Raw genomic sequence first — 26,701 nt, forward strand, 5'->3', positions numbered from 1 at the left:
ATCGCGACAGAGCACGGAGGAGGAGTTCGGATGGCGCACTACCGGCAGGTGGGGGAGATCCCGCCGAAGCGGCACACGCAGTTCCGCCGGCCCGACGGCCGGCTGTACTCCGAGGAGCTCATGGGGGAGGAGGGCTTCTCCTCCGACAGCTCGCTGCTCTACCACCGGGGCGTCCCGTCCTCGCTGGTCGACGCCCGCCCGTGGGAGCTGCCCGACCAGACGACGACGCCCAACAGCCCGCTGGTGCCCCGGCATCTGCAGCTGCACGACCTGTTCCCCGGTGAGCAGCACGAGGCGACCGACCCGGTGACCGGCCGGCGGCTGGTGCTGGGCAACGCCGACGTCCGGCTCTCCTACGCCGTGAGCAGCCTGCCCAGCCCGCTCTACCGCAACGCCGTCGGTGACGAGTGCGTCTTCGTCGAGCGGGGGACGGCGACGGTCGAGACGGTCTTCGGCGCGCTGGACGTCGGCCCGGGCGACTACGTCGTCCTGCCGCGGGCGACGACGCACCGCTGGCTGCCCACCGGGGACGAGCCGCTGCGCACCTACGCGATCGAAGCGAGCGGCCACATCGCCCCGCCGAAGCGCTACCTGTCGAGGTACGGCCAGTTCCTGGAGCACGCGCCCTACTGCGAGCGGGACCTGCGGGCACCGGCCGCGCCGCTGCTGGCCGAGGGCACGGACGTCGAGGTGTTCGTCAAGCACCGCGGCGAGGGGCCGGGCGGGCTGGCCGGCACCGTGCACGTGACGCCGGAGCACCCGTTCGACGTCGTCGGCTGGGACGGCTGCCTCTACCCGTACGCCTTCAGCGTGCACGACTTCGAGCCGATCACCGGGCGCGTGCACCAGCCGCCGCCGGTGCACCAGGTGTTCGAGGGGCCGAACTTCGTCGTCTGCAACTTCGTGCCCCGCACGGTCGACTACCACCCGCTGGCCGTGCCGGTGCCCTACTACCACTCCAACGTCGACTCCGACGAGATCATGTTCTACGTCGACGGCGACTACGAGGCGCGCAAGGGCTCCGGCATCGGCAAGGGTTCGGTCACCGTGCACCCCGGTGGGCACTCGCACGGGCCGCAGCCGGCCGCGGTCGAGGCGTCCCTGGGCGCGGAGCGGTTCGACGAGCTCGCCGTCATGGTCGACACCTTCCGGCCGCTCCAGCTCGGCGAGGGCGGCCGGGCGGTGGACGACGGCCGGTACGCCTGGTCCTGGTCGGGCCGCGGGCCCGCGTGACGTGGGTCGAGCTGCCGGACGGCACGGGATTCGGGATCGACAACCTGCCGCTGGGAGTCGTGCTCGGCGGCGGCCGTCCGGGGATCCGGCACGCGGTGCGCATCGGGGACTCGGTCCTCGACCTGCACGGCGTCACCGGGCTGCCGGTGCACGCGACGCGGACCCTCGACTCCTTCCTGGTCGCCGGCCCCGACGCCTGGCGCGACCTGCGCGAGCAGGTCACCGAGTGGCTCACCGACGAGCGGCACCGCGCCCGCGTCGAGCCGCACCTGCTCCCGCTGGCCGCGGTGCAGGCGCTGCGACCGATCGGGGTCGCCGACTACGTCGACTTCTACAGCTCGAGGGCGCACGCCGAGAACGTCGGCCGGCTCTTCCGGCCGGACGGCGACCCGCTGCCGCCGAACTGGCTGCACCTGCCGATCGGGTACCACGGCCGCGCCGGCACGGTGCAGGTCTCCGGGGCGCCGGTGGTCCGCCCCTGCGGCCAGATCGGCCCGCCCGGTGACGACGGGCTGCCGCCGTTCGGGCCCACGCGCCGGCTCGACCTGGAGGCCGAGCTCGGCTTCGTCGTCGGTGCGCCGTCCGAGCCGGGGGAGCGGGTGCCGGTCGAGGCCTTCGGCGAGCACGTGTTCGGGGTCTGCCTGGTCAACGACTGGTCGGCCCGCGACCTGCAGGCGTGGGAGTACCAGCCGCTGGGGCCGTTCCTCGGGAAGTCGTTCGCGACCTCGATGTCGCCCTGGATCGTGCCGCTGGCCGCGCTGGAGGCGGCTCGCGTCCCCCCGCCGCCGCGCGACGCCGCGCTGCTGCCCTACCTGCGGGACGACGCGGCGCCCTGGGGGCTGGACGTCGAGCTCGAGGTGCGGATCAACGGGGAGGTGGTCAGCCGGCCGCCGTTCCGGGACATGTACTGGACGGCCGCCCAGCAGCTGGCGCACCTGACGGTCAACGGCGCCCCGGTGCTGGCCGGCGAGCTGTTCGCCTCCGGCACCGTCAGCGGCGCCGCCCGCGAGCAGTGGGGCTCGCTGCTGGAGCTGACCGCGAACGGCACCCGGCCGCTGCCCCTCGCGGACGGGTCCACCCGCGCCTTCCTGGAGGACGGCGACACCGTCTGCATCACCGCGAGCGCTCCGGGGCCGCACGGCGCGCGGATCGGCTTCGGCGAGGTGACCGGCCGGGTGCTGCCCGCCCGGTGATCAGCCGACGACGACGTTCCAGGGCCTGATCGTCCAGCCGGTGACCAGGCCCCGGACGACGTACGGGTCGCGCGCGACGAAGTCCTCGACGACCTCGCGCGGGGCGGTCCACACCAGCAGCGCGCGGTCGTAGGGGTCGGGGAGTGCGCCGGCGAGCAGCAGCTCCCCGCGCTCGTGGGCCTCCCGCGCGAGGGCGAGGTGCTCGTCGCGCAGCGCGGCCCGGCGCTCCAGGTAGTCGTCGGCCAGCGCGTACTCGAGCACGAGGTGCATGCCGTCCAGTGTCATCCGGAACCCGGCCCGCGTCGCGGGAGGACGTGGCCGAGGAGCAGGGAGCCCAGCCCGGCGGCGACGACGGCGAGCAGGGCGACCCGCAGGCTGAACGCGTCGGCCAGGACGCCGATGAGCGGCGGCGAGAGCAGGAAGCCGATCCGGAGCAGCCAGTTGACCACCGCCAGCCCGGTGCCGCGGCGCAGCCCCGGGAGCTCGTCGGCGGCGTGGTAGACCGCCGGGATGAGGGTCGCGACGCCGAGCCCGGCGAGGGCGAAGCCGATCAGCGTGGTCGCGACCGAGGGGAAGGCCAGCGCCAGGCCCATGCCGGCCGCGATGACCGCTCCACCCACCTGGGCGACCCGGCGCTGCCCGAACCTGTCGACGACCCGGTCGCCGGTCAGCCGGCCCACGGTCATGGCGCCCTGCAGCGCGACGAACCCGAGCCCGGCCACGGCTGCGCCGGCGGCGAGCTCGGTGCGCAGGTACAGCGCGGCCCACGAGGCGCCGGCGTCCTCCACGATCGCGCCGCAGACGCCGAGCACGCCCAGCGCCGTCATAGCGAGCACGGCGGTGCGCATGCCGGCGCGGGCGGCGGAACCCGTGGGGCGCTCCGGCTCCGGTTCGCGGTCGGCGTCGTCGTCCCCGGGGAGCATCAGCCGGTAGGCGCCCACCGCGACGGCGCCGAAGACCACGGTGGAGAACGCGAGGTGCACCTCGAGGGGCACCGCCAGACCGGCCGCCGCCGACCCGAGCAGGCCGCCGCAGACCGCGCCGATGCTCCAGAAGGCGTGGAAGCCGTTGAGGATCGAGCGCCGGTAGAGCCGCTGCACCCGCAGGCCGTGCGCGTTCTGGGCGACGTCGATGACCGCGTCCAGCGCCCCGGCGACCAGCAGCGCCCCGGCGAGCGCCGGCCAGTTGGGCGCGAGGGCGATCCCGAACAGCACGACGCCGAGCAGGACCAGGCCCCACGTCGCCACCCGGGCCGAGGTGAACCGGCGGATCAGGGCGGCGGAGGACAGCGCGGCCAGCAGGGCGCCCAGGGGCATCGCCGCCAGCGCCGTCCCGAGCGAGGCGTTGCTCAGGCCGAGGTCGGCCTTGATCTCGGGCAGCCGGGGCACGACGTTGGAGTAGAAGACGGCGTTGAGGAAGAAGCACGCCGCGACGGCGAGGCGGGCACGGCGCAGCTCGCGGGTCGGGGCGAGCACCTGGTCGGTCGTCATCGGGCGAACCGGGCCAGCGCGTGCCGGATCTGGTCGGCGTCCATCGGGTCGGTCGACAGCGCGCTGTGCAGCACGAGCCCCTCCACGAGCGCGTCGAGCTCCCGCGCGGTCACCGGGTCGAAGTGCCGCTCGAGGCTGCGCCGGCTGCGGCCCATCCAGTCCTGGGTGACCGCGCGCAGCGCGGGGTTCCTGGCGGCGGCCACGTACAGCTCGACCATCAGCACGAGGTCGCGGGCGGAGTCGAGGAGATCGCCGGTGAGGTGCTCGACGAGGTAGTCGAGGACGGCGCCGGAGTCCTGCGCGGCCCGCATCCGCTCGTCGAACCGCGGCGCGACGGTGTCGACGTGCACGGTGAAGGCGGCGGTCAGCAGCTCGTCCAGGGAGGCGAAGTGGTACGTCAGGCTGCCCAGGGGCACGTCGGCGGCGCGGGCGATCGCCCGGTGGGTGGAGCCGGAGACGCCCTGCTCGGCGATGACCGCCAGCGCCGCCGCCAGGATCCGGTTGCGCCGCTCCGGGTCGAACCGCCGGGCGCGGCGGACGGGTGCTCCGGCCATCGTCACGCCTCGCCGTCCAGGGACCTGACCACGCGGGCGGGGTTGCCGACGGCCACGACGTCCGCCGGCAGGTCGCGGGTGACCACGGCGCCGGCGCCGACGACGGTGTTCGCGCCGATGGTCACCCCCGGCAGCACGATCACGCCCCCGCCCAGCCAGACGTTGTCGCCGATCACGATGGGTGCGGCGGCCTCCCACTTCTGCCGCCGCGGCTCCGGGGCGAGCGGGTGCGTCGGCGTCAGCAGCTGGACGTTGGGCCCGATCTGGACGTCGTCCCCGATGGTGATCGCGGCGACGTCGAGGGCGACCAGCCCGAAGTTCGCGAAGCAGCGGGCGCCGATCCGGATGTGGGAGCCGTAGTCGACGGAGAAGGGCGGCCGGATCTCGGTGCCCTCGCCGACGGCGCCGAGGAGCTGCTCCAGCAGCTGCCGCCGGAGCGGGCCCTGGCGCACGGACGTCGCGTTGTAGGCGGCCACCAGGTCCAGCGCGGCGGCGCTGCGCTCGGCCAGCTCGGGATCGTCGGCGATGTACAGGGCACCGGCGAGCATCCGCTCGCGCATGCTCCGGGGGTCGTCCACGGCGCGACCGTACAGGACGATAGGAACGGGCGTACACATCGGCGTCGGGCAGGATCGCGGGCATGCCCCGGCTGCTCGTCGTCCACCACACGCCCTCGCCCAACCTGCAGACGGTCCTGGAGGCGGTGCGCGAGGGCGCGGCCATGGTCGAGGAGGTCGATCTCGTCGTGCGGCCGGCCCTCTCGGCCGGCGCCGCCGACCTGCTGGAGGCCGACGGCGTCCTGCTGGGGACGCCGGCCAACATCGGCTACATGTCCGGTGCGCTCAAGCACTTCTTCGACACCGTCTACTACCCGTGCCTCGACGCGACCGTCGGCCTGCCGTACGGGGTCTACGTCCACGGAGGCGACGACACGGCCGGAGCCCTGACCGCGATCCAGAAGATCACCGGCGCCCTCCGCTGGCGGCAGGTCGCCGCGCCGCTGAGCCTGACCGGCCCGCCGTCCCCGGCCGACCTCGAGGCCGTCCGGGAGCTGGCCGCCACGGTCGCGGTCGGGCTCTAGCTGTCACTGCATCCAGCCTCACCAGGCGGTGGTCGCCTGGAGCACCGCCTCGGTCAGGGCGCGGGTGCGCAGCTCGGTGACCTGCTGGTACTCCGGGTCGGCCACCATCCGGCTGAAGGCCTCCCGAGACGGGTAGCGGACGAGGAGGACGGCGTCCCAGGCCTGCCCCTCCTCGGCGACGAGGGGCGTCGACCCCGAACCGGCGTAGAGCACCTCGCCGCCGTACCGCGGGAGGAAGGTGCTGCTCAGCGCCTCGGCGTACTGCGCGTACAGCTCCCGCCCGCCCTCGGCGTACCGGAGCAGGTTGAGCATCACGACCGGTCCGCCGGGGTCGTCCTGCAGGTAGCGCTTGAGATCGGCACCGCGCGGGTCGACAGCCACGGGACGACGCTAGCCGGTGGGAGGAAACCGGTTGACCGGTGCCCGACGCTGGACCGGTGCGACTGACCTTCACCCGCATGGCCGACCGGCGACCCGTCGAGTCGACGGTGGAGCGCGACGACGGCGTCGTCTTCGCCATCCGCGGCGCCGGCGGCGGTGCCGACCTGCCGCACGACCTCGTGCACGCGCTCGTCGAGGCGGAGCTGGGGATCAGCGACGGCATCTGGGGATGCGTCGCCGACGGCGTGGTGTGGAACAGCATGCGCCACGTATCGGGCCGGCAGCCGCCGCACGCGGCCGAGCGGTCGGCGCGCCTGAAGAAGGAGCGGGCAGCGGCGATCCAGCGCGCCGAGGGGGTGGCCGACCTGGTGTCCCGCCTGGCGCGCGGCGCCGAGGTGCTGCCGGGCGAGGCGGCGTCCGGGCTGCCGGCGGCGCGGCTGGAGGCGGCGGCCGGGGCGCTGCGCGCGGCCGGCGCCCGGTGGGCCGCGCTGCGGCCCGGCGCCACGGAGACGGTCGTCTGGACCCCGGTGCGCCGGCGCAGGTGATCTCCACCTCCTCGTCCCGGGCCTGACCTGCCCGGATCGCGGGCCCGTGGCACGCTCGATCCGTGACACGGGTGGGGCTGGTGCTCGGCGGCGGGGGAGTGGTCGGCCAGGCCTACCACTCGGGCGTGCTGGCGGTCCTGCAGAACGACTTCGGCTTCGACGCCCGCACCGCGGACGTCATCGTCGGCACGTCGGCCGGGTCGATCACCGGCACCCTGCTGCGGCTCGGCGTCTCGGCCGAGGACCTGGCCGCCTGGACGGTGAAGGCGCCGCTGTCCGGGGACGACGACGTCCTCCGGCAGATGGCCGAGGCGACGCTGCCCGAGCTGGCGCCCTTCCGGCCGCTGCAGCTGCTCCGCCGCCCGATGCGCCTGCCCGGCAGGCACATGGTCGCGCGCGCCCTCTCTCGGCCGCTGCAGTTCCGGCCGATGGCCGCCGGGCTGTCGCTGCTGGCGCCCGGGCGGCACGACATCCTCGAGCAGCTGTCCGCGCTGCGGGAGCTCGAGCGGCCCGAGTGGCCGGAGCCCGACCTGTGGATCTGCGCGGTGCGCCGCCGCGACGGGCGGCGGGTCGTCTTCGGTCGCCCCGGGTCACCGCCGGCGCCCATCCACCTCGCCATCGGGGCGTCCTGCGCGGTGCCCGGCTACTTCGCCCCGGTGCAGATCGGCCGGCACAGCTACCTCGACGGCGGCGTCCACTCGCCGACCAACGCCGCCGTCCTGCGGGGCCAGGGGCTCGACGTCGTGGTCGTCGTGGCGCCCATGAGCGGCCCTGCGGGCTGGCGACCCGGCGTCTTCCCGTCGGTGCGCCGGTACTCCGACCGGCTGCTGCGGCAGGAGGTGCGGGCGCTGGAGGCCGAGGGGATCAGGACCGTCGTCTTCACGCCCAGCCACGGCGAGCAGCAGGTGATGGGTACCGACATGATGTCTCGCGAGCGGCTGGACGAGGTCATCGCGCAGTCGTTCCTCACCGCCGGCGCCCACGCCGGGACCTCGGAGGTCGCCTCGCTGCTCCGCTCGATCGCGGGTCGCAGCGCCTGAGGCGTCAGCCGTTGAGCTCGAGGACCTGTGTGGTGTCGGTCCGCACCTGCTCCAGCAGCGCCGGCTCCTCCGAGAGCCGGTGGCCGTAGGACGGGATGGCCTCCTGCAGCGCCGGCCGCCAGGCGGCGACCCGGTCGGGGAAGCAGCGCTCGAGCAGGGTGAGCATCGCCGAGACGGCGGTCGAGGCGCCGGGGGAAGCGCCGAGCAGACCGGCGATCGAGCCCTCGCCGCCGACGACGAGCTCGGTGCCGAACTGCAGGACCCCGCGCCCGGTGGCCGGGTCGCGCTTGATGACCTGCACGCGCTGACCGGCGGTGATCATGTCCCAGTCGGCCTGGTCGGCGAGCGGCACGAACTCGGTCAGTGTCTCGTGCCGGGCCGAGCGCGACTTGAGCAGCTCGGTGACCAGGTACTTGGTGAGCCCCAGCTCGGTGCGGGCGACGCCGAGCATCGAGCCCAGGTTGTCCGGCTTGACGCTGAGCGGCAGGTCGAACATCGAGCCGGCCTTGAGGAACTTCGGCGAGAAGCCGGCGTAGGGACCGAACAGCAGCGAGTGGTCGCCGTCGATGAGGCGCAGGTCGAGGTGCGGCACCGACATCGGGGGCGCCCCGACGGCGGCCTGCCCGTACACCTTCGCCTGGTGCGTGCCCACGAGCTCGGGCGACGTCGTCCGGAGGAACATGCCGCTGACCGGGAAGCCGCCGAAGCCGCGGATCTCGGGGATCCCCGCCTTCTGCAGCAGCGGCAGGGCGCCACCGCCGGCGCCGACGAACACGAACCGGGTGCGCAGGGCGCGGCGCTCACCGGTGCGGGTGTCCTCGACGGTGACCTTCCAGCGGCCGTCGGGCTCGCGGTCGAGGTCCCGCACGCGCTGGTTCGTGTGCACCATGACGCCGCGGCTGTCGGCGTCGTCGAGCAGGAGGCGGGTGAGCGCCCCGAAGTTCACGTCGGTGCCGGCTCCCGAGCGGGTGGCGGCGACGACCTGCGACGGGTCGCGGCCGGCCATCATCAGCGGGATCCAGCGGGCCAGCTCCGCAGGGTCCTCGGTGTACTCGAGGCCCTGGAACAGCGGCTGCGCCGACAGCGCCTCGTGCCGCGCGCGCATGTAGCGGCGGCCGTCCTCGCCGGTGACGAAGCTCAGATGGGGGACCGGGGTGATGAACTCCTTGGGCGAGCCGGTCATCCCGCCGCGCACCAGGTGGGCCCAGAACTGGCGGGAGACCTGGAACTGCTCGTTGATCGTGACGGCCTTGGACGGGTCGACGCGGCCGTCCGGCCCGGCCGGCGTGTAGTTCAGCTCGCAGAGCGCCGAGTGCCCGGTGCCCGCGTTGTTCCACGGGCCGGAGCTCTCACCGGCGACCTCTGCGGCGGACTCGAACACCGTGACGCTCCACTGCGGGGCGACGACGTTGATCAGCGCGGCCAGCGTGGCGCTCATGATGCCGCCACCGACCAGCACGACGTCGGGGTTCGCGCTGTCGGGTACGCCGGCTGCTACGCCGCTCTCGGAAGTCACGTCTGCCTCTCCGGCCATGCAAGGGAAGGTGCGCCGCAGCGCCGTCCTTCTGATCGTCGGACGAAACGACCCGTTGCATGCAGTCCGGAAGGTGTGAGGAATCCCAAGCCCGTGAGCTTGACCATACTTGCGGCACGGGATCGGCCCGTTCACGCGAGGACGACGGCCTCCTCGTGGGTGTCGGCTGCGCCACGGCGACCCCCGACGGGGGGAGGTCAGCCGAGGGAGATGCCGTCCAGGTAGCGCCACCGGCCGCCCTCGCGCACGAACCGGCTGCGCTCGTGCTGCGCTCCCGAGCGGCCGTCCAGCCGGTGGTGCGCCCGGAACTCCACCGTGCCCTCGGCCTCGAGGAGGGCTCCGCCGGTCGTGGCGAGCACGTCCAGCCCCGTCCAGCGCACCGCCGGGTCGAGGTCGAGCGAGCGCGGCCGGGTGGTGGAGTGCCAGGTCTCGAGGAGATAGGCGGCGTCGCCCAGGGCGAAGGCGCTGTAGCGCGACCGCATCAGCTGCTCGGGCGTCGCGGCCGTCCGCACGCCGTCGTGCAGGGGGCCGCAGCACTCCGCGTACGGCAGGCCGGAACCGCAGGGGCAGGGTCGGGGACGCACCCGCCCAGTGTCCCCGGCCGGCGTGCGGCAGCATCCGGGGTGTGACCACGGAGCCCGGCTGGGTGCACGACGCGATCTGGTGGCACGTCTACCCGCTGGGCTTCGTCGGCGCGGAGCGGGAGTCGGCCCCCGGCCGGCCCGTCGTCCACCGGCTCGGTCACCTGGCCGGCTGGCTGGACCACGCCGTCGAGCTGGGCGCCTCCGGAGTGGCCCTCGGGCCGGTGTTCGCCTCCGAGACGCACGGCTACGACACCACCGACCACCTGCGGGTCGACCCCCGGCTGGGCGACGACGCCGACCTCGACGCACTCGTCGCCGCCTGCCGGGAGCGCGGGCTGCGGGTGCTGCTGGACGGGGTCTTCAACCACGTCGGCCGCGGCCACCCCGCCTTCCGGGCCGTCCTGGAGCAGGGGCCGTCCGCGCCGACCGCCTCGTGGTTCCGGCTGCGCTGGCCGTCCGGCGAGTGGGCCCCCGGTGTGGAGCCGGGGTACGACGACTTCGAGGGGCACTCCGCGCTCGTGGCGCTGGACCACCGGGAGCCGGCGGTCGCCGACCACGTCGTCGACGTCATGTGCCACTGGCTCGACCGCGGCGTCGACGGCTGGCGGCTGGACGCGGCCTACGCCGTCCCGGCGTCCTTCTGGGCCGGCGTCGCCGACCGGGTGCGCGAGCGGCACCCGGACGCGTACCTGATGGGCGAGGTCATCCACGGCGACTACGCGCGGTTCGTCGCCGAGGCGCACGTCGACGCGGTCACCCAGTACGAGCTGTGGAAGGCCGTCTGGAGCTCGCTGAACGACGCCAACTTCTTCGAGCTGGACGCCGCCCTGACCCGGCACAGCGGCTTCCTCGACTCCTTCGTGCCGTACACGTTCCTGGGCAACCACGACGTCACCCGCATCGCCAGCCGGCTCACCGACGAGCGCCACCTCGCGCACGCGCTGGTGGTGCTGCTGACCACCGGTGGCACGCCGGCGGTCTACGCCGGTGACGAGCACGCCTTCCGCGGGGTCAAGGAGGACCGTGCGGGTGGGGACGACGCGGTCCGGCCACCCTTCCCGGCCACACCGGGGGAGCTGTCGCCGCTGGGGCTGCCGACCTACGGGCTCCACCAGGAGCTGATCGGCCTGCGCCGCCGCCACCGGTGGCTGCACGCGGCCCGCACCCGGACGCTGCACCTGGCCAACGAGCAACTGGTCTACGAGGCGGTGGGTGAGGGGCAGCGGCTGGTGGTGGCGCTGTCGGTGGGGGAGCGGCCGGTCGAGGTGCCCGTGGAGGCAACCGGTGCCGTGCTGGCCGGGGCGGCGGAGGTCGCCGGCGGCCGGGTGCGGCTGGCGCCGCACGGCTGGGCGGTCCTGGAGGGCTGACACGTGCCCGAGAAGCCGCTGCCCGACGTCATCGCGCCGGACCTGGACGTGCTGTTCTGCGGGATCAACCCGTCCCTGATGTCTGCGGAGCGCGGGCACCACTTCGCGCGGCCGGGGAACCGGTTCTGGCCGGCGATCCACCTGGCCGGGTTCACGCCGCGGCTGTTCACCCCCGACGAGGACCGGCAGCTCCCCGAGCACGGCCTGGGCATCACGAACGTGGTGGCGCGGCCCACGCGCACCGCCGCCGAGCTCAGCCGGGAGGAGCTGCGCGAGGGCGCGGCGGCCCTGGCCGAGCTGGTCGCGGAGTACCGGCCACGCGTGCTCGCCGTCCTCGGCATCACCGCGTGGCGCACCGGCTTCGACCGGCCGACGGCGGTCACGGGCCTGCAGCCCGAGCGGATCGGTGGCGCAGCCACCTGGGTGGTGCCGAACCCGAGCGGCCTGAACGCGCACGTCCAGCTGCCGGACCTGGCCCGCATCTACCGGGAGCTGCGTCCGTGACGGTCGAGGTGCGGCCTGGCCACCGCCTGCGGCGCGAGATCTGTCCCGTCCGGGTGGTGTCCCCGGAGCGCCCGACCACGTACCTTAAGTGCAACCGGAACGTTATTGAGCAGCTTCGCCGTCCTCGGAGGTCGCCTTGAGCAGCACGACGCCCTCACCGCAGGAGGCCTTCGTGCACGGCCAGCTGATCAACCTGGTGCGCACGGGCAGGGCGGTCACCCGCCCGGGGCTGGAGCAGGAGACCGGCATCGGGCGCAAGGTCGTCACCCAGCGCGTCCAGCAGGCCATCGATGTCGGCCTGCTCGAGGACGGCGACCTGGCGCCGTCGGCAGGCGGCCGGCCGTCCAGGCTGCTCCGGTTCCGCTCGGAGGCCGGGCACGTCTTCGCCGGGATGATCGGCGCGACCGAGATGACGGCGGCGGTCGCGACGCTGGACGGCACCCTGATCGCCTCGCTGCACGAGGACTGGAACGCCGCGGAGCGGCCGGAGGAGACCCTCGAGCTCCTGGACGCGCTCTTCGTCCGGCTCGCCCGCCGGACGCGCACCGAGCCGTGGGCCTTCGGCATCGGCGTGGCCGGCCCGGTCGACTTCGCGACCGGCCGCCTCGTCGACCCGCCGATCATGCCCGGCTGGGACGGCTGCAGCGTGCGCGCCTGGCTGCGCGACAGGTACGACGCGCCGGTCTGGGTCGACAACGACGTCAACCTCATGGCGCTGGGCGAGTGGCACAAGGGCACACCGCAGGACGGCCGCGACCTGCTGTACGTCTTCGTCGACGAGGGCGTCGGGGCAGGTCTGGTGTCGAAGGGCACGGTCTTCCGCGGCGACACCGGCGCCGCCGGGGACATCGGCCACATCCAGGTCACCGACGACCCCGCCGTCGTCTGCCGGTGCGGGCAGATCGGCTGCCTCGAGGCAGTGACCGGTGGGTGGGGTCTGGTCCAGCGGCTGACCCCCCGCGCCGCCGAGAGCCCGGTCCTCTCCGCCCGCCTGGCCCAGCGCGGTCACCTGACCTCGCAGGACGTCGGCCTGGCCGCGCGGGACGGCGACCCGCTCGCCTCCGCCGAGACGCTCCGCGGCACCCGGCTCATCGGCACCACCGTGGCCGGGGTCGTCAACTTCCTCAACCCCGGGACGGTCGTCCTGGGCGGTGGCGCCCTCCGGATCGGGGACTCCGTCGTGCGGGCCTTCGAGGAGACCGTGCGGGGGCGCGCGACCAAGCTGGCGCAGCAGCGCCTGACCGTGCGGCCGGCGTCGCTGGAGTTCCGCGAGGGCGTGACCGGTGCCGCCATCCTCGCGATCGAGCAGCTGTTCGCGCCGGAATCCGTGGGTCTCTGGATCGAGAGCGGGTCGCCGATCGGGCACGCCGCGCCGCTCCAGCGCTCCGCTGCCATGTGAGGGTTGACATATGTGCCAACGGCACTAAAGTCGTCCCCACGGCGTGACCCGCCCCACAGCTCGATCTCCGCTCCTGACCCGGAGCGCCTGCTCTCTCCTCGCCACTGCGGCCGTCGGCCGCCCGGGACCGCAACCGGTCCTGACGTCTCTGGAGTTCACATGCGAAGGTCCCTCGTCGCGACCACGGTCGCGTCCGTCCTGCTGCTCGCCACCGCCTGCGGCGGTTCGTCCGACGGTGGCTCCGGCTCCTCGGGCAGCACCGACAGCCTGACCCTGGCCGCCATCACGCCGCCCACGTCCTTCGCCATCGGGGAGATGGCCAGCAGCGGTCCCGAGGACCACTACTACCAGGCCGTCTACGACAAGCTGCTGAACCTCGACGCCGACGGCCAGCCCGTTCCCAACCTCGTGACCGAGTGGAGCTACGACGAGACCGGGACCCGGCTGAGCCTCACGCTCCGGGACGACGTCACCTTCACCGACGGTGCGGCGTTCGACGCCGAGGCGGTCAAGGCCAACCTCGAGCTCGCGAAGACGAAGACCGGCGAGGCCGGATCCGCCCTCCGTGCCGTCGACAGCGTCGAGGTCGTCGACGCCACCCACGCCGATGTCGTCCTCAGCCGGCCGGACCCCTCGCTGCCGCAGGCGCTGGCGCGCAGCTCCGGCTACATGGCCAGCCCCGATGCCCTGGGCAACGCCGACCTGAGCACGAACCCCGTCGGCTCCGGCCCCTACGTCCTCGACCAGGACGCCTCGACCGCGGGCAGCACCTACGCCTACACCCGCAACGAGGACTACTGGAACGCCGACGAGTACCCGTACGACTCGGTCGAGATCCGCTTCCTCGACGACACCACCGCCACCCTCAACGGGCTGCGCTCCGGCGAGATCATGGGGGTCTACGCCTCGACCAGCGACCTGGTGGCCGGTGCCGAGCAGGCGGACCTGCCGGTGACGACCTACACCAACGGCGGCATCGAGGGCCTCTACCTCTGGGACCGCGACGGCGCCCTCGTCCCGGCCCTGGCCGACGTGCGCGTCCGCCAGGCCATCAACTACGCCATGGACCGGGAGACCATCGTCGACGTGGTCAAGGGCGGCCTCGGGGAGCCGACCGTCCAGATGTTCGGGCCCAGCTCGCCGGCCTACGACGAGTCGCTCGAGGGCACCTACGACTACGACGTCGAGAAGGCCGAGGAGCTCATGGCGGAGGCCGGCTACGCCGACGGCTTCACGATGAGCATGCCCGACGCCTCGCCGGTCTTCCCCGACGAGCAGGCCGCCCTCACCGAGGCGCTCGCGGCGATCGACATCACCGTGAACTACGAGCCCATCACCGGTGACCAGTTCGTCGGCAGCATCATCGGCGGCCAGTGGCCGGGCAACTACTTCAACCTCACGGCCGGCTCCCCGTTCGAGATGATCGGGCTGGCGCTCACCCAGCAGTCCCCGTTCAACCCGTTCAAGACGTCGGACCCGACGGTGGACGAGCTCATCGGCCGGGCCGGCAGCGCGACCGGTGACGAGCAGGACGCCGCCCTGCGGGAGCTCAACGCCTACCTGGTCGAGCAGGCCTGGTTCGCCCCGTGGGATGCGGCCGAGGCCGGGTACGTCAGCGCCAAGGGCGTCGAGGTGCAGCCGGTGCAGGGCGTGAGCGTGCCCCCGCTGGCCAACCTCGGCCCGTCGGGCAGCTGAACCTCCGGCCCGTGGCCGCGGGTGCCCGACCCGCGGCCACGGGCCACCGGTACCGATCCAGCACAACCGGAGGCCGACCGTGCTCCCCTTCCTTCTCCGCCGCACCGGCGCCGGTATCGCACTCGTGTGGGTCACGGCGACGCTGGCCTTCTTCCTCACGACGCTGACCGGCTCCGACCCGGCCCGGCGCATCCTCGGCCCGCAGGCCGGAGCCGCCGAGGTCGCGGCGAAGTCGCAGGAGCTCGGGCTGGACCGGCCGGTCGTGGAGCGCTACTGGGACTGGCTGACCGGCGCCCTCCGGGGCGACCTCGGGACGTCGTGGTTCACCAACCAGCCCGTGGGCCGGCTGGTGTCCGACGCCCTGCCGGTCTCCCTCTCGCTCGTCCTCGCGGCGACGGTGCTGACCGCCGTGGTCAGCGTCGTCCTCGGCGTCGTCGCGGCCGTCCGTGGCGGCTGGCTGGACAGCCTGCTGCAGGGCATCTCCACCGTCGCCTTCGCGGTCCCGAACTTCCTGATCGGCATGCTCCTGGCGCTGGTCTTCGCCGTCGAGCTCGGTCTCTTCCCCGCGCTGGGCTACACGCCCTTCGGCGAGGACCCCGGGAGGTGGCTGGCGTCGATCACGCTGCCCGCCGTCGCCCTGGCCATCGGCGCCATCGCGACGGTCGCCACCCAGACCCGCGGGTCCATGATCGACGTCCTCCAGCAGGACTACGTGCGCACCCTCCGCAGCCGCGGCCTCCCCGCCCGCAGCGTGCTTCTCAAGCACGCCCTCCGCAACGCCGCCCCCGCGTCGCTCACCGTTCTCTCCCTGCAGTTCATCGCCCTGATCAGCGGCGCCGTCGTCATCGAGAAGGTGTTCGGCCTCAACGGCCTCGGCGAGCGGGCGACCGCCGCCGCCGGGCAGGGCGACGTCCCCCTCGTCCTCGGCATCGTCGTCCTGGCCGTCGTCCTGGTCGTCGTGGTCAACCTGCTGGTCGACCTGGCGCTGGGGTGGCTCAACCCGAAGGTGCGTCTGGCATGAGCGTCCTGTCCGACGGCGGTCCGGCCGGCCCTCCGCCCGTCGACGCCGTCGACGCGGCTCCGCGCCGCGGCGCGTTCCGGCTCCTGCTGCGCCGACCGGTCGCGGTCGTGTGCCTCGCGTGGGTCCTCCTCGTCGCCGCCCTGGCGCTGCTCGCGCCCCTGCTCACGTCCGCCAGCCCCACGGCGTCGAAGATCACCGAGGCGCTGGCGCCCATGGGCGGAGCGCACCCGCTCGGCACCGACGGCGTGGGCCGCGACGTGCTGGCGCAGCTGCTCTACGGCGCCCGCACCAGCCTGGTCGGCGCGCTGATCGTCGTCGCCGTCTCGCTGGCCCTCGGGCTGCCCGCCGGCATCGTGGCCGGCTACTACCGCGGCCGCTTCGACGCCGTCGCGAGCTGGGTCGCCAACCTGCTGATGGCGCTGCCCGCGATCATCGTCCTGCTCGTCGTCCTGGCCCAGTTCGGCCGCAGCACCGAGCTCGCGATGGCGGTCTTCGGCGTGATCATCGCGCCGGCGGTGTTCCGGCTGGTGCGCTCGTCGGTGCTGTCGGTCCGCGAGGAGCTGTTCATCGACGCGGCGCGGGTCTCCGGCCTCGGCGACGGGCGGATCATGCGCCGGCACGTCGTCCCCGTGGTGATCGCCCCGACGGTCATCCAGACGTCGCAGCTGCTCGGTGTCGCCATCGTCGTCCAGGCGGGCCTGGAGTTCCTCGGTCTCGGCTCGGCGAACCAGGCCAGCTGGGGCGGGATGCTCAGCGACGCCTTCCAGAACATCTACGCCGAGCCGCGGCTGCTGCTGTGGCCGGGCCTGGCGATCGTCCTGACCGTGACGGCGTTCAGCCTGCTCGGCAACGCCCTGCGCGACGCCCTCGGCGTCGGGGATCGCGTGCCGCGCGTGCGCCGTCGCCGGGGCATCGAGCCGGCGGCTCCCGTGGGGACCGGCACACCGGCCGACCCGCCGCCCGCCGACGCGCTGCTGGCGGTGCAGGACCTGCGCGTCCTCTACCCCCAGGCCGACGGCACCGCGAAGGAGGTCGTGCGCGGGGTGTCGCTCACCGTCCGCCGCGGCGAGGTGCTGGGGCTCGTCGGGGAGTCCGGGTCGGGCAAGTCCCAGACCGCGTTCGCCGTCCTCGGCCTGCTCCCGCCCACGGCCCGCACCTCGGCCGTGCGCCTGGTCTTCGACGGCGCGGACCTGCCGGGTCTGTCGGCGGCCGAGCGCAACCTGCTGCGCGGCCGGCGCATCGGCTACATCCCGCAGGAGCCGATGTCCAACCTCGACCCGTCGTTCCGCATCGGCAGCCAGCTGACCGAGCCCATGCGCCACCACCTGCGGCTCTCGCGTGCCGAGGCGCGCGGCCGGGCCCTCGACCTGCTCGCCCGCGTCGGCATCAAGGACCCGCTGCGGGTCTTCGACTCCTACCCCCACGAGATCTCCGGCGGCATGGCCCAGCGGGTCCTCATCGCCGGCGCGGTGTCCTGCGACCCGGACCTGCTCATCGCCGACGAGCCGACCACGGCGCTCGACGTCACGGTCCAGGCCGAGGTGCTCGACCTGCTGCGCGGCCTGGTCGCGGAGCGGGAGCTCGGCGTGGTGCTGGTGACCCACGACTTCGGGGTGGTGGCCGACCTCTGCGACACCGTCGCGGTGATGCAGTCCGGGCGCATCGTCGAGGAGGCGCCGGTGGACCGGCTCTTCGCGGCCCCCCAGCACGACTACACCCGCATGCTCCTCGGCTCGACGCTCGAGGACACCCCGCCCCGCCAGGCGCTCGTCCCGGCCGCACTGCAGCCCGGCGACCCGCAGCCCCTGCCCTCGTCCGGAGGCATCCGATGACCGCCGTCCAGGAGCCGCTGCTCGTCGCCGACCGGGTGGTCGTCGACTACCCGGTCAAGGGGTGGCGGCAGGCGCCGATCCGGGTCCTCCGGGGTGTCTCGCTGGACATCCGCCCGGGCGAGACGGTCGGCCTCGTCGGCGAGTCCGGCTCGGGGAAGACGACGCTCGGCCGGGCCATCCTGGGGCTGGCCCCGGTCACCGGCGGGTCGATCCGCTTCGCCGGCCGGGAGATCTCCGGGCTGGCCAAGCGGCAGCGCCGGGCGCTCAGCGAGGACATCCAGGTGGTCTTCCAGGACCCCTACTCCTCGCTCAACCCGGCGAAGACCGTCGAGGACATCCTCACCGAGCCGCTGCTGGTCACCGGCACCGCCCGCGCGGAGGCCGGCCGTCGGGTGCGGGCGCTGCTCGACTCGGTCCACCTCCCGGCCGACGCCGGCCGGCGGCTGCCCCGCGAGTTCTCGGGCGGTCAGCGGCAGCGGATCGCCATCGCCCGCGCGCTGACCCGCGACCCGAAGCTCGTCGTCTGCGACGAGCCGGTGAGCGCCCTGGACCTGTCGACCCAGGCCCACGTGCTGGACCTCTTCATCGAGATCCAGGAGCGGACCGGCGTCGCCTACCTCTTCATCACCCACGACCTGTCCGTGGTGCGCCACGTCAGCCACCGGGTCGCCGTGATGCACCGCGGCGAGCTGGTCGAGACCGGCGACGCGGCGCGGGTGACGAGCACGCCCGACCACGCCTACACCCAGCGGTTGCTGCTCGCCGCACCCGTGCCCGACCCCCGTCGGCAGGCCGAACGGCGCGCCGAGCGCCACCGGTTCCTCGCCGCGCAGGCGGCCGGATCACCCGCCGCCTCCTGACCACCCGGGGTCCGCCCGTCAGCGGCCCCCCGCTCACCACGTCCACCACGAGAGGAGGACGCATGTCCGATCGCGTCCGTGCCGGCATCGTCGGCACCGGCTTCATGGGCACCGTGCACGCGCGCGCCGTCCGGCGCGCCGGGGGAGTGGTCGCCCGCGTCGTCGGGTCCTCCCCGGAGGCGTCCCGCGCCGGGGCGGAGCAGCTCGGCGCCGAGGGCGCCGCGGCCTCGCTCGCGGAGCTGCTCGCCGCCGACGACGTCGACGTCGTGCACGTCTGCACCCCGAACGCCACCCACGCCCCGCTGGTCCGCCAGGTCGTCGCGGCCGGCAAGCACGTCGTGTGCGAGAAGCCGCTGGCCGTCGACGCCGACGAGGCCCGCGAGCTCGTCCGGCTCGCCGCGGACGCCGGCGTGGTCGCCACGGTGCCCTTCGTCTACCGCTTCTACCCGATGGTCCGGGAGGCGCGGGCCCGGGTCGCCGACGGGACGGCAGGTCCGGTCCGCCTGCTGCACGGCTCGTACCTCCAGGACTGGCTGGCCGAGGACACCGACGACAACTGGCGGGTGGACGCCGCGGCGGGCGGATCGTCCCGGGCGTTCGCCGACATCGGCGTGCACTGGTGCGACCTGGTCGAGTTCGTCTCCGGCCACCGCATCAGCCGCGTCGCGGCGCGCACCGTCGTCGCGGTGCCCGAGCGCGGCGGCCGTCCCGTGACGACGGAGGACGCCGCCGTCGTCCTGTTCGAGACCGACGGGGGCGCGACGGGGAACCTGACGGTCAGCCAGGTGAGCCCGGGCCGCAAGAACCGGCTGTGGTTCTCGGTCGACGGTGCGGCCGAGTCCCTGTGCTTCGACCAGGAGAACCCCGACTCCCTGTGGATCGGTGGCCGCGAGGTCAACCAGCAGCTCCTCCGGGGGACCACCGAGCGCTCGACCGCCGCCCGGTACACCGTCGTGCCCGCCGGCCACCCGCAGGGCTACCAGGACTGCTTCGACGCCTTCGTCGCCGACACCTACGCCGCTCTCGCCGGCGACCGTCCCGACGGACTGCCCACGTTCACCGACGGCCTGCGGGCCGCCCGCATCACCGAGGCGGTCCTCGCCTCCTCCCGTTCCAGCGCCTGGGTCGACGTCGCCCCGTGAACGCCCCACCGCTCGCTTCGCACAGGCCGACCGCTCCGCACAGGAAGACAGCCACCTCATGACCAGGAACTTCCCCGACTCCGTCGACGTCGCCATCGTGGGCAGCGGTCCGTGCGGGGCCGCCTACGCCCGGATCCTCAGCGAGCGGTGCCCCGCGGCGACGATCGCGACGTTCGAGGTCGGCCCGCTGCTGGCCGACCCGCCCGGTGGGCACGTGAAGAACATCGTCGACCCGGCCGAGCGGGCACGGGCGCAGCGGCTCTCCGAGGGCCCTGCGCCGCTCGGTGCGGGGACGCCGACGGACACGATGGACGGCTACGCCGACGCGGCGCCGCGGCTGGTCCGCCCCGGCACCTTCCTGCTCGCGTCCGGCTACCGGCAGGACGGCGAGGACGGCCTTCCGGGCGCCGCGATGTCGAGCAACGTCGGTGGGATGGGCGCCCACTGGACCGGCGCCTGCCCGCGACCTGGGGACAGCGAGCGGATCTCGTTCGTCCCGGAGCTCGACGAGCTGCTGGCCGAGGGGGAGCGGCTGCTCGCCGTGGACGCGCACGCGTTCGACGACGCCCCCTTCGCCGACGAGGTCCGCAAGCGCCTGAGCGGCGCACTCGACAGCGGCCGGCACGACGACCGCCGGGTCGGCTCCATGCCGCTCGCCGTCGTCCGGCACGACGACGGCCGGGTCACGTGGTCGGGGTCCGACGTCGTGTTCGGCGAGCCGACCCGCGCCAACCCCCACTTCACGCTGGTGCCGGAGGCGCTGGTCACCGAGGTCGTCGTGTCCGGCGGCCGGGCCACCGGCGTCCGCGTCCGCGACCAGCGGGACGGGAGCGTCCACGAGGTCTCGGCCCGGTTCGTCGTGGTCGCCGCCGACAGCCTGCGCACGCCGCAGCTCCTGTGGGCCTCCGGCGTCCGGCCGCGCGCGCTGGGCCGGTACCTGAACGACCAGCCGCAGACCGTGTACGCCGTCCGGCTGCGCGACGTGGCACCGGTGCCCGACGCCGAGGTCGACCCCCGCGACGAGCCGGAGATCGTGCCGCAGAGCGGCGTCAGCTGGGTGCCCTACACCGACGAGGACCCGTTCCACGGCCAGGTCATGCAGCTGGACGCCTCCCCGGTGCCGCTGGCCGACGAGGACGAGCCCACGCCCGGCACGATCGTCGGGCTGGGCTGGTTCTGCGTCAAGGACCTCCAGGAGTCCGACCGGGTCGAGTTCGACGACACGGAGGTCGACCCGTACGGGATGCCGGCCATGCGCATCCACTACCGGCTGACCGACGCCGACCACGCCTCGATCGCCGCCTCCCGCGAGGCGGTCAGGCGCGCGGCCGCGGCGCTCGGCGATCCGTTGGACGACCGCGACCCGCTCACCTTCCCGCCCGGTGCCTCGCTGCACTACCAGGGCACCGTCCGCATGGGCGAGACCGACGACGGGACGTCGGTCTGCTCGCCGGCTTCCCGCGTCTGGGACGTCGACGGCCTGTACGTGGCCGGCAACGGCGTCATCCCGACCGCCATCGCCTGCAACCCGACGCTCACCTCCGTCGCGCTCGCCGTCGCCGGCGCCCGCGACATCGCCGCCCAGCTCACCACCACCGAGGAGTGACCGTGCTCGACCACAACGTGATCCAGGGGCGCGGGTTCCGCAACGTCGTCCAGGACGGCCGGGTGACCGGTTTCCAGTTCGTGCTGCGCCAGCCCAACTACCGGGGGACGGCGGGCAGCCTGCTCGACGGCGTGGGGGTGGTCGTCGACGGCGAGCGCATCCCCGACCACGTGCCGCTGTGGACCGTGCAGGGCCGCACCTACACCCTCGACGAGCTCCGGGCGTCGACCGACGTGCGCTGGCAGCTCGACGAGCCGGCCGTCATCACGGTGCCCAAGCCCGGCGGCCTCGCCACGGGCGTGCACCGGCTCGAGGTCGTCGTCTACCTGCGGCGGCCGTACTTCCCGCCGGCGGTGTCGCGGACCACGTTCACCGCCGCTGCCACAGGCGTCATCGTGCCGCCGGCGCCCGAGGGCGGCCTGAAGTTCGGTGTCTCGACCTACAGCTACACCGGCGACATCTACACGCTGATGACCCTGGAGGACGTGCTCGCCGACGTGGCCGACCTCGGTGCCACCGGCATCGAGATCCTCGGCGAGGGCAACATCCCGGGCTACCCCGCGCCGGACGCCGCCTGGGTCGACACCTGGCACGGGCTGCTGGACCGGTACGGGCTCACCGCCACCAACTACGGGTCCTGGATCGACACCACGATGTGGCGCGACCGCGACCTCACGGTCGACGAGGGCGCGGCCCAGCTCCAGCTCGACCTGCGACTGGCCGCGCAGCTCGGCTTCACCTCGGTCCGGCCGAAGTTCGGCGTCACCTCCTGGGAGCTCGACCCGCACCCCATCTGGGAGGGCGTGGTGGAGCGGTCCCTGGACCTCGCCGCCGACCTGGACGTCGTCATCTGCCCCGAGATCCACGCGCCGACGCCGATCAAGCACCGGGCCACCCAGGGCTACGTCGACTTCATCGAGCGCACCGGCACCAAGCACTTCAAGCTGCTGATCGACACCGGCATCTTCAACACCGAGCCCGTGCTCGAGCTGTCCGAGGAGATCGAGGTGGAGGACGGCGAGATCCCGATGCACCTCCGTCCGCTCGCCGTGCCGATGGCCGACCTGGTCGAGGTGCTGCCGCACGTGCACTTCATCCAGGCGAAGTTCGCCGAGGTGGACGACGACCTCAACGACCTGCACGTGCCGTGGGGGCAGATCATCCCGACCCTGCAGGAGGCGGGCTGGTCGGGCTGGCTGTCCAGCGAGTACGAGGGCCGGCGGGACCCCTACCGCGGCCGGGACCAGGTGCGCCGCCAGCACGCGCTGCTCCGCTCGCTCGCCACATCGCGGGGCTGAGGGCGCGGTGAGGTCCGGGGACGAGGAACGGGAGCGCCTCTGGCAGGGCTTCGTCTCGCCCCCGGACGATGCGCGGCCGCGCGCGTGGTGGCACTGGATGGACGGCAACGTCGACCCGGAGGGCATCCGGCTCGACCTCGAGTGGCTGCACCGCGTCGGCGTGCGCGGCGTCCAGCTCTTCGACGGCGGGATGGGCACGCCGCTCGTCGTCCCCGAGCGGGTGGCGCACGGCTCGGTGGCGTGGACGGACGCCGTGCGCCTCGCGTCGGACACCGCCCGGGAGCTCGGGCTGGAGTTCGCCGTCGCGACGTCGGCCGGCTGGAGTGCCGCCGGCGGCCCCTGGGTCGAGCCGGCCGACGCGATGAAGAAGGTCGTCTGGTCCTGGACCCCCGTCGAGGGCGGCCGGGCGGTCGAGCTGCCGCTGGCTCCCTTGCCCGACGTCACCGGCCCGTACCAGGACTGCCCGCGGTGGGGCGCCGACCCGGGGGTGCACAGGTACGTGCAGGAGTGGGCTGCCGTCGCCGTCCCCGCCGCCGACGTGCCGGACGCGCTGCCGCCCACGACGGTGACGGCCTCGGCGCCGATCGAGGACTGGGGGCCGCTGGTCGACGGGAGCTTCGGCGCCGCCGTGTCCCTGCCCCGGGACCCGGACGGCCCGTCCACGGCCTGGATCGAGCAGGTCTTCGACGAACCGGTGACCGTCACGGCCGTCACCGTCGGGCTGCCGGGGCCGCGCGGCTTCGGCGCCGCGCCGCCGCCGTCGGCGCGGTTGGAGGCATCCGACGACGGCAGTCGCTACCGCCCGGTGGCCGACGTGGAGGTCGTCGAGGACCCGACGGGCAAGGCAGTACCGGTGCGCACCGTGACCTTCCCGGCCGTCACCGCCCGCCGGTTCCGGCTGGTGCTCACGGGGGAGAGCGCGGCCGCGGCCCTGCCCCGCCTCGCGCAGGGGGTCCGGCCCCCGCCGGTCTTCCGCCGGGCGGCGGAGTTCCTGGTCTCGGAGTTCGCGCTGTACCCGGGGGGACGGGTGCACCAGGCGGAGGTCAAGGCCGGCTTCGCCGCAGCGCCGGACTACCACGCCCTCGACACCGCGACGACGACGTCGGCCATCGACCCGGAGGACGTCGTGGACGTGAGCGGCTTCGTCGGTGCCGACGGCGTCCTGCGGTGGGACGCGCCGCCCGGCACCTGGCGGGTGCTCCGCTTCGGCGCCTCCCTCACCGGCCAGACCAACGGCCCCGCGGCGGCCGACGCGACCGGGCTGGAGGTCGACAAGCTCGACGCCGCGAAGGTCCGCCGGTACCTCGCGACCTACCTCGGCCTCTTCGACGGAGTCGGGCTGGACGCGCTGCTCAGCGACAGCATCGAGTCGGGGCCGCAGAACCACACCGATCTCCTGCGCGAACGCTTCACCGAGCTGCGCGGTTACGACCCGGTGGCATGGCTGCCCGCGCTGGCCGGGCTCGTGGTGGGGGACGCCGGGCGGACCGACCGCTTCCTCTGGGACCACCGGCGGACGATCGCCGACCTGGTGGCGTCCGAGTACTACGGCACGGTGGCGGCGGAGGCGCACGCCCGCGGCCTGACGTACTACGCCGAGGCACTCGAGGACCACCGGCCCCAGCTCGGCGACGACCTCGCGATGCGCAGCCACGCCGACGTCCCGATGGGCGCCATGTGGACCTTCGACGCCGGGACCGAAGAGCCGGCACCGACCTACCTGGCCGATCTCAAGGGCGCCTCCTCCGTGGCCCACGTCCACGGCAAGGCGTTCACCGGCGCCGAGTCGATGACGGCCTTCCACCGGCCGTGGAGCTACACGCCGCGGCGGCTGAAGCACGTCGCGGACCTGGAACTGGCGCTGGGCGTCACCCGGTTCTGCATCCACACCTCGCCGCACCAGCCGGCCCGGGTGCCTCCGCCGGGGATCGGCCTGGCGCCGCACCTGGGGCAGGCGTTCGTCCGGACCGAACCGTGGGCCGACCTCGCCGGGCCCTGGATCGACTACCTGGCGCGGTGCTCGTGGCTGCTCAACCAGGGGGTGCCCGCCGTCGACGTCGCGGTGTTCGTCGGCGAGGAGGCGCCGGTGACCGCGCTGTTCGGCGAGGCGCCGGACGCGACCGTGCCGGCCGGCTTCGACTTCGACTACGTCGACCTGCCGGCGCTGGAGTCGCGGTTGACGGTCTCGGACGGCGAGCTGGTCGCGGGGGAGACCCGGTACCGGCTGCTCTTCCTCGGCGGCTCGAGCGCCCGCATGACCGTCCGGGCACTGCGCCGGCTCGCCGAGCTGGTGGAGGCGGGTGCGACGGTCGCCGGGGCGCGGCCGGTGGGCTCGCCGTCCCTGGCCGACGACGCGGCGGAGCACGCCCGGCTCTGCGACGCGCTGTGGGGACGGGACCGCGTGCTGGACGCCGACGTGCCGTCGGCGCTGCGGCACCTCGGCATGCGGCCCGCGCTCGCGGTGGACGGCGGGGAGCTGCTCCGCATCGGCCGGCGGACCGCGGTCGGCGAGATCACCTTCCTCGCCAACCCCGCGCCGGAGCCGGTGACGGTGACCCTGCGGCCGGCGGCCGGCGAGGGACCGCTGGTGTCCTGGGACCCCGTGACGCTGGTCCGCCGCGCCCTGCCTCGCCTCGACGGGGGCCACCGGCTCACGGTGCCCGCCCTCGGGTCGGTCGTCGTCCTCCCTGGCGGCGCCGTCGACGAGCCGCCGTCCGGGTCTGCCGCCGAGGTGGTGCTCGACGGCGAGTGGCGGCTGCGGCTGCCCGGCGTCCTCACCACGACCCTGACGGCCGGCCCGCTCCCGTGGACCGGGCTGGGACCGGCGGCCGCCGGCTTCGCCGGGGTCGGCACCTACGCCACGGAGCTCCACCTCGACGACGACCCCGGTGACGCCGCGGCCGTCCTGGACCTCGGCGACGACGTCGGGGACCTGGCACGGGTGCGGGTCAACGGCGCCGACTGCGGTGTGGCCTGGACAGCCCCCTGGCAGGTCGACGTCACCGGCGCGCTGCACCGCGGTGCCAACACCGTCGAGGTCGACGTGGCGAACGCGTGGATGAACCGGCTGATCGCTGAGGCGTCAGCACCGACGGGGGAGATCTTCGGCCCGGTCGCCGGGGTCTACGAGGCGGACGCGCCGGTGCGGGCGTCCGGGCTGAGCGGTCCGGTGGTCCTCCGGCTGTTCCGCTGATGCATGATCACCGGCCCTGGCGGAGGTCCCGCGCGACCGCGCGCCCTGCCGCGCGGGCGTCCAGACCGATCTGGAAGAGCAGCCCCTTCAGCGGATTCGAGATGCCGACGAAGCGGAGCCCGGGTGCCGAGGGAGCGGTGCGGGCGCCCCTGACCAGCGGCCGCCCGCGCTCGTCGAGGACGCCGAGGTGGCCGACGACCGGCTCGAGCCCGCAGGTGTAGCCGGTCGCCGCGATCACCACGTCGGGCCGCAACCGGGTCCCGTCGGCGAGCACCGCCTCGCCGTCCGCGAAGCACTCCAGCGCCGCGACGGGCGTCACCCGGCCGGCCTTCAGCGCCTCGATCAGGCCGACGTCGATGGTCGGGGTCACCCCGGTCGCCCGCTGCTGGGCGACCACGCCCTGCGGCGCCGCGGGCAGGCCGTAGCGCGTCAGGTCCCCGACGAACCGGCGCTGGAGCAGGCGGTTGAGCGGGTCGGCCAGCCGGGCCGGGGTGACGTCCAGCGAGACGCCCAGCAGCGTGATCGGCACCGGGCCCAGCTGGCGGGGGATGACGTTGGGCGGGGTGCGCACCGCCAGCCGCACGCGTGCCGCTCCGCCCTCGGCCAGGTCGGCGGCGATCTCCGCGCCCGTGTTCCCGGCGCCCACCACGAGCACGTCCCTGCCCCGGTACGGCGCGGCGTTGGCGTACTCCGACGCGTGCAGCAGCGTCCCGCCGAACGTCTCCGCGCCGGCCCAGGTGGTCCGCAGCGGCGCGGAGTTGTACCCCGACGCGACCACGACCTGGGCGGCCTGCAGGTCGCCGTCGTCCGTGCGCGCGGTCCAGCCGGGCCCCTCCCGGTCGAGGCGGCGCACGGTCGTGCGGAACCGCGGCTCGATGCCGTGGTGCGCCGCGTAGTCCTCGAGGTAGCGGACAACGTCGTCCCGGGCGACCCAGCGGCCGTACGCGCGGGGGATGCGCAGGCCGGGGAGCGCCGACTGGACGCGGGGGGTGTGCAGGTGCAGCCGGTCGTAGCGGGCGCGCCAGGAGTCGCCCACCGCACCGCCGCGGTCGACGACGAGGGGCTGCACACCGCGCTTGCGGAGCACCGCTGCGACCGCCAGACCCGCGGGGCCCGCACCCACCACCAGCACCTGCTCCGTCATGGCCG

General features: G+C 74.3%; 24 protein-coding genes. 16 read left to right on the forward strand and 8 right to left on the reverse strand.

The window, feature by feature from the left end; all coding sequences use genetic code 11:
• Window positions 1-30: 30 nt before the first annotated feature.
• The gene (locus tag DCS98_RS21630) at window positions 31-1,233 is read left to right on the forward strand and encodes a homogentisate 1,2-dioxygenase (RefSeq protein WP_116453557.1); all 1,203 of its coding nucleotides are present in this window, start codon (window positions 31-33) and stop codon (window positions 1,231-1,233) included.
• A complete protein-coding gene (gene fahA, locus DCS98_RS21635) occupies window positions 1,230-2,426 on the forward strand; it encodes a fumarylacetoacetase (protein WP_116453558.1) in 1,197 nt (398 codons plus the stop codon). The genes DCS98_RS21630 and fahA overlap by 4 nt, the downstream gene beginning before the upstream one ends.
• On the opposite strand, the gene DCS98_RS21640 is transcribed toward fahA, so the two are convergent.
• The 4 genes from DCS98_RS21640 to DCS98_RS21655 are packed head-to-tail and all read right to left on the reverse strand — an operon-like array spanning window position 2,427 to window position 5,048.
• Window positions 2,427-2,696, reverse strand: coding sequence for a YciI-like protein (locus DCS98_RS21640; protein WP_116453594.1), 270 nt, complete (start codon window positions 2,694-2,696; stop codon window positions 2,427-2,429).
• Window positions 2,697-2,707: 11 nt separating this feature from the next.
• Window positions 2,708-3,916 carry an MFS transporter gene (locus DCS98_RS21645; RefSeq protein ID WP_116453559.1) on the reverse strand — a complete coding sequence of 403 codons (1,209 nt, stop codon included), beginning with the start codon at window positions 3,914-3,916 and terminating at the stop codon, window positions 2,708-2,710.
• The gene (locus DCS98_RS21650) at window positions 3,913-4,470 is read right to left on the reverse strand and encodes a TetR/AcrR family transcriptional regulator (protein WP_116453560.1); all 558 of its coding nucleotides are present in this window, start codon (window positions 4,468-4,470) and stop codon (window positions 3,913-3,915) included. The genes DCS98_RS21645 and DCS98_RS21650 overlap by 4 nt, the downstream gene beginning before the upstream one ends.
• A gap of 2 nt (window positions 4,471-4,472) precedes the next feature.
• Window positions 4,473-5,048, reverse strand: coding sequence for a sugar O-acetyltransferase (locus tag DCS98_RS21655; RefSeq protein ID WP_241038561.1), 576 nt, complete (start codon window positions 5,046-5,048; stop codon window positions 4,473-4,475).
• 62 nt (window positions 5,049-5,110) lie between these two features.
• Between DCS98_RS21655 and DCS98_RS21660 the strand changes: the two genes are divergently transcribed.
• Entirely contained in the window at window positions 5,111-5,551 is a 441-nt protein-coding gene (locus DCS98_RS21660) for a flavodoxin family protein (protein ID WP_116453562.1), read from the forward strand.
• Window positions 5,552-5,569: 18 nt separating this feature from the next.
• Here DCS98_RS21660 and DCS98_RS21665 read toward each other — a convergent pair whose 3' ends face one another.
• A complete protein-coding gene (locus DCS98_RS21665; protein ID WP_116453563.1) occupies window positions 5,570-5,932 on the reverse strand; it encodes a DUF1330 domain-containing protein in 363 nt (120 codons plus the stop codon).
• Window positions 5,933-5,988: 56 nt separating this feature from the next.
• On the opposite strand from DCS98_RS21665, the gene DCS98_RS21670 reads away from it, so the two are divergent.
• Together DCS98_RS21670 and DCS98_RS21675 are read left to right on the forward strand one after the other, a co-directional pair.
• Window positions 5,989-6,477 carry a hypothetical protein gene (locus DCS98_RS21670; RefSeq protein ID WP_116453564.1) on the forward strand — a complete coding sequence of 163 codons (489 nt, stop codon included), beginning with the start codon at window positions 5,989-5,991 and terminating at the stop codon, window positions 6,475-6,477.
• A 62-nt stretch (window positions 6,478-6,539) separates the two neighbouring features.
• Entirely contained in the window at window positions 6,540-7,517 is a 978-nt protein-coding gene (locus DCS98_RS21675; protein WP_116453565.1) for a patatin-like phospholipase family protein, read from the forward strand.
• A gap of 4 nt (window positions 7,518-7,521) precedes the next feature.
• Here the strand turns inward: DCS98_RS21675 and DCS98_RS21680 are convergent, their stop codons facing one another.
• Both DCS98_RS21680 and DCS98_RS21685 read right to left on the reverse strand, forming a co-directional pair.
• Window positions 7,522-9,033 carry a malate:quinone oxidoreductase gene (locus DCS98_RS21680; protein ID WP_241038563.1) on the reverse strand — a complete coding sequence of 504 codons (1,512 nt, stop codon included), beginning with the start codon at window positions 9,031-9,033 and terminating at the stop codon, window positions 7,522-7,524.
• Between the two features lie 215 nt (window positions 9,034-9,248).
• Window positions 9,249-9,635: a YchJ family protein gene (locus DCS98_RS21685; RefSeq protein ID WP_116453567.1), complete on the reverse strand. Its 387-nt coding sequence runs from the start codon at window positions 9,633-9,635 to the stop codon at window positions 9,249-9,251.
• Between the two features lie 41 nt (window positions 9,636-9,676).
• Between DCS98_RS21685 and DCS98_RS21690 the strand changes: the two genes are divergently transcribed.
• The 11 genes from DCS98_RS21690 (at window position 9,677) to DCS98_RS21740 (ending at window position 25,552) form a co-directional block, all read left to right on the forward strand.
• Window positions 9,677-11,002, forward strand: a complete 1,326-nt coding sequence (locus tag DCS98_RS21690; protein ID WP_206340392.1) for an alpha-amylase family glycosyl hydrolase — start codon at window positions 9,677-9,679, stop codon at window positions 11,000-11,002.
• A gap of 3 nt (window positions 11,003-11,005) precedes the next feature.
• Window positions 11,006-11,506: a G/U mismatch-specific DNA glycosylase gene (mug, locus tag DCS98_RS21695; RefSeq protein ID WP_116453568.1), complete on the forward strand. Its 501-nt coding sequence runs from the start codon at window positions 11,006-11,008 to the stop codon at window positions 11,504-11,506.
• Between the two features lie 136 nt (window positions 11,507-11,642).
• Complete coding sequence (locus DCS98_RS21700; protein ID WP_116453569.1) at window positions 11,643-12,905, forward strand: ROK family protein; 1,263 nt, start codon at window positions 11,643-11,645, stop codon at window positions 12,903-12,905.
• Window positions 12,906-13,064: 159 nt separating this feature from the next.
• Complete coding sequence (locus tag DCS98_RS21705; RefSeq protein ID WP_116453570.1) at window positions 13,065-14,600, forward strand: ABC transporter substrate-binding protein; 1,536 nt, start codon at window positions 13,065-13,067, stop codon at window positions 14,598-14,600.
• Between the two features lie 79 nt (window positions 14,601-14,679).
• Window positions 14,680-15,621, forward strand: a complete 942-nt coding sequence (locus DCS98_RS21710) for an ABC transporter permease (protein WP_116453571.1) — start codon at window positions 14,680-14,682, stop codon at window positions 15,619-15,621.
• The gene (locus tag DCS98_RS21715; protein ID WP_116453572.1) at window positions 15,618-17,453 is read left to right on the forward strand and encodes a dipeptide/oligopeptide/nickel ABC transporter permease/ATP-binding protein; all 1,836 of its coding nucleotides are present in this window, start codon (window positions 15,618-15,620) and stop codon (window positions 17,451-17,453) included. Before DCS98_RS21710 ends, DCS98_RS21715 begins: the two co-directional genes overlap by 4 nt.
• Window positions 17,450-18,313 carry an ATP-binding cassette domain-containing protein gene (locus DCS98_RS21720; RefSeq protein WP_116453573.1) on the forward strand — a complete coding sequence of 288 codons (864 nt, stop codon included), beginning with the start codon at window positions 17,450-17,452 and terminating at the stop codon, window positions 18,311-18,313. The genes DCS98_RS21715 and DCS98_RS21720 overlap by 4 nt, the downstream gene beginning before the upstream one ends.
• A gap of 62 nt (window positions 18,314-18,375) precedes the next feature.
• Window positions 18,376-19,455, forward strand: a complete 1,080-nt coding sequence (locus tag DCS98_RS21725; protein ID WP_116453574.1) for a Gfo/Idh/MocA family protein — start codon at window positions 18,376-18,378, stop codon at window positions 19,453-19,455.
• Between the two features lie 58 nt (window positions 19,456-19,513).
• Window positions 19,514-21,061 carry a GMC oxidoreductase gene (locus DCS98_RS21730; RefSeq protein ID WP_116453575.1) on the forward strand — a complete coding sequence of 516 codons (1,548 nt, stop codon included), beginning with the start codon at window positions 19,514-19,516 and terminating at the stop codon, window positions 21,059-21,061.
• A gap of 2 nt (window positions 21,062-21,063) precedes the next feature.
• Window positions 21,064-22,359, forward strand: coding sequence for a C-glycoside deglycosidase beta subunit domain-containing protein (locus DCS98_RS21735; RefSeq protein WP_241038565.1), 1,296 nt, complete (start codon window positions 21,064-21,066; stop codon window positions 22,357-22,359).
• A gap of 7 nt (window positions 22,360-22,366) precedes the next feature.
• A complete protein-coding gene (locus tag DCS98_RS21740) occupies window positions 22,367-25,552 on the forward strand; it encodes a glycosyl hydrolase (RefSeq protein ID WP_241038567.1) in 3,186 nt (1,061 codons plus the stop codon).
• Between the two features lie 7 nt (window positions 25,553-25,559).
• Here DCS98_RS21740 and DCS98_RS21745 read toward each other — a convergent pair whose 3' ends face one another.
• Window positions 25,560-26,696 carry a flavin-containing monooxygenase gene (locus DCS98_RS21745; protein WP_116453577.1) on the reverse strand — a complete coding sequence of 379 codons (1,137 nt, stop codon included), beginning with the start codon at window positions 26,694-26,696 and terminating at the stop codon, window positions 25,560-25,562.
• Between the last annotated feature and the right edge of the window lie 5 nt (window positions 26,697-26,701).

This window comes from Blastococcus litoris (assembly GCF_003075095.1).
GTDB lineage: Bacteria > Actinomycetota > Actinomycetes > Mycobacteriales > Geodermatophilaceae > Blastococcus_B > Blastococcus_B litoris.

What these genes read in the sequence shown, in the direction of transcription:
- DCS98_RS21630 (WP_116453557.1), top strand. Translation starts at nt 31, where the DNA reads ATGGCGCACTACCGGCAGGTGGGGGAGATCCCGCCGAAGCGGCACACG.
- DCS98_RS21640 (WP_116453594.1), bottom strand. Translation starts at nt 2,696, where the DNA reads ATGCACCTCGTGCTCGAGTACGCGCTGGCCGACGACTACCTGGAGCGC.
- DCS98_RS21645 (WP_116453559.1), bottom strand. Translation starts at nt 3,916, where the DNA reads ATGACGACCGACCAGGTGCTCGCCCCGACCCGCGAGCTGCGCCGTGCC.
- DCS98_RS21650 (WP_116453560.1), bottom strand. Translation starts at nt 4,470, where the DNA reads ATGGCCGGAGCACCCGTCCGCCGCGCCCGGCGGTTCGACCCGGAGCGG.
- DCS98_RS21660 (WP_116453562.1), top strand. Translation starts at nt 5,111, where the DNA reads ATGCCCCGGCTGCTCGTCGTCCACCACACGCCCTCGCCCAACCTGCAG.
- DCS98_RS21705 (WP_116453570.1), top strand. Translation starts at nt 13,065, where the DNA reads ATGCGAAGGTCCCTCGTCGCGACCACGGTCGCGTCCGTCCTGCTGCTC.
- DCS98_RS21715 (WP_116453572.1), top strand. Translation starts at nt 15,618, where the DNA reads ATGAGCGTCCTGTCCGACGGCGGTCCGGCCGGCCCTCCGCCCGTCGAC.
- DCS98_RS21720 (WP_116453573.1), top strand. Translation starts at nt 17,450, where the DNA reads ATGACCGCCGTCCAGGAGCCGCTGCTCGTCGCCGACCGGGTGGTCGTC.
- DCS98_RS21725 (WP_116453574.1), top strand. Translation starts at nt 18,376, where the DNA reads ATGTCCGATCGCGTCCGTGCCGGCATCGTCGGCACCGGCTTCATGGGC.
- DCS98_RS21730 (WP_116453575.1), top strand. Translation starts at nt 19,514, where the DNA reads ATGACCAGGAACTTCCCCGACTCCGTCGACGTCGCCATCGTGGGCAGC.
- DCS98_RS21745 (WP_116453577.1), bottom strand. Translation starts at nt 26,696, where the DNA reads ATGACGGAGCAGGTGCTGGTGGTGGGTGCGGGCCCCGCGGGTCTGGCG.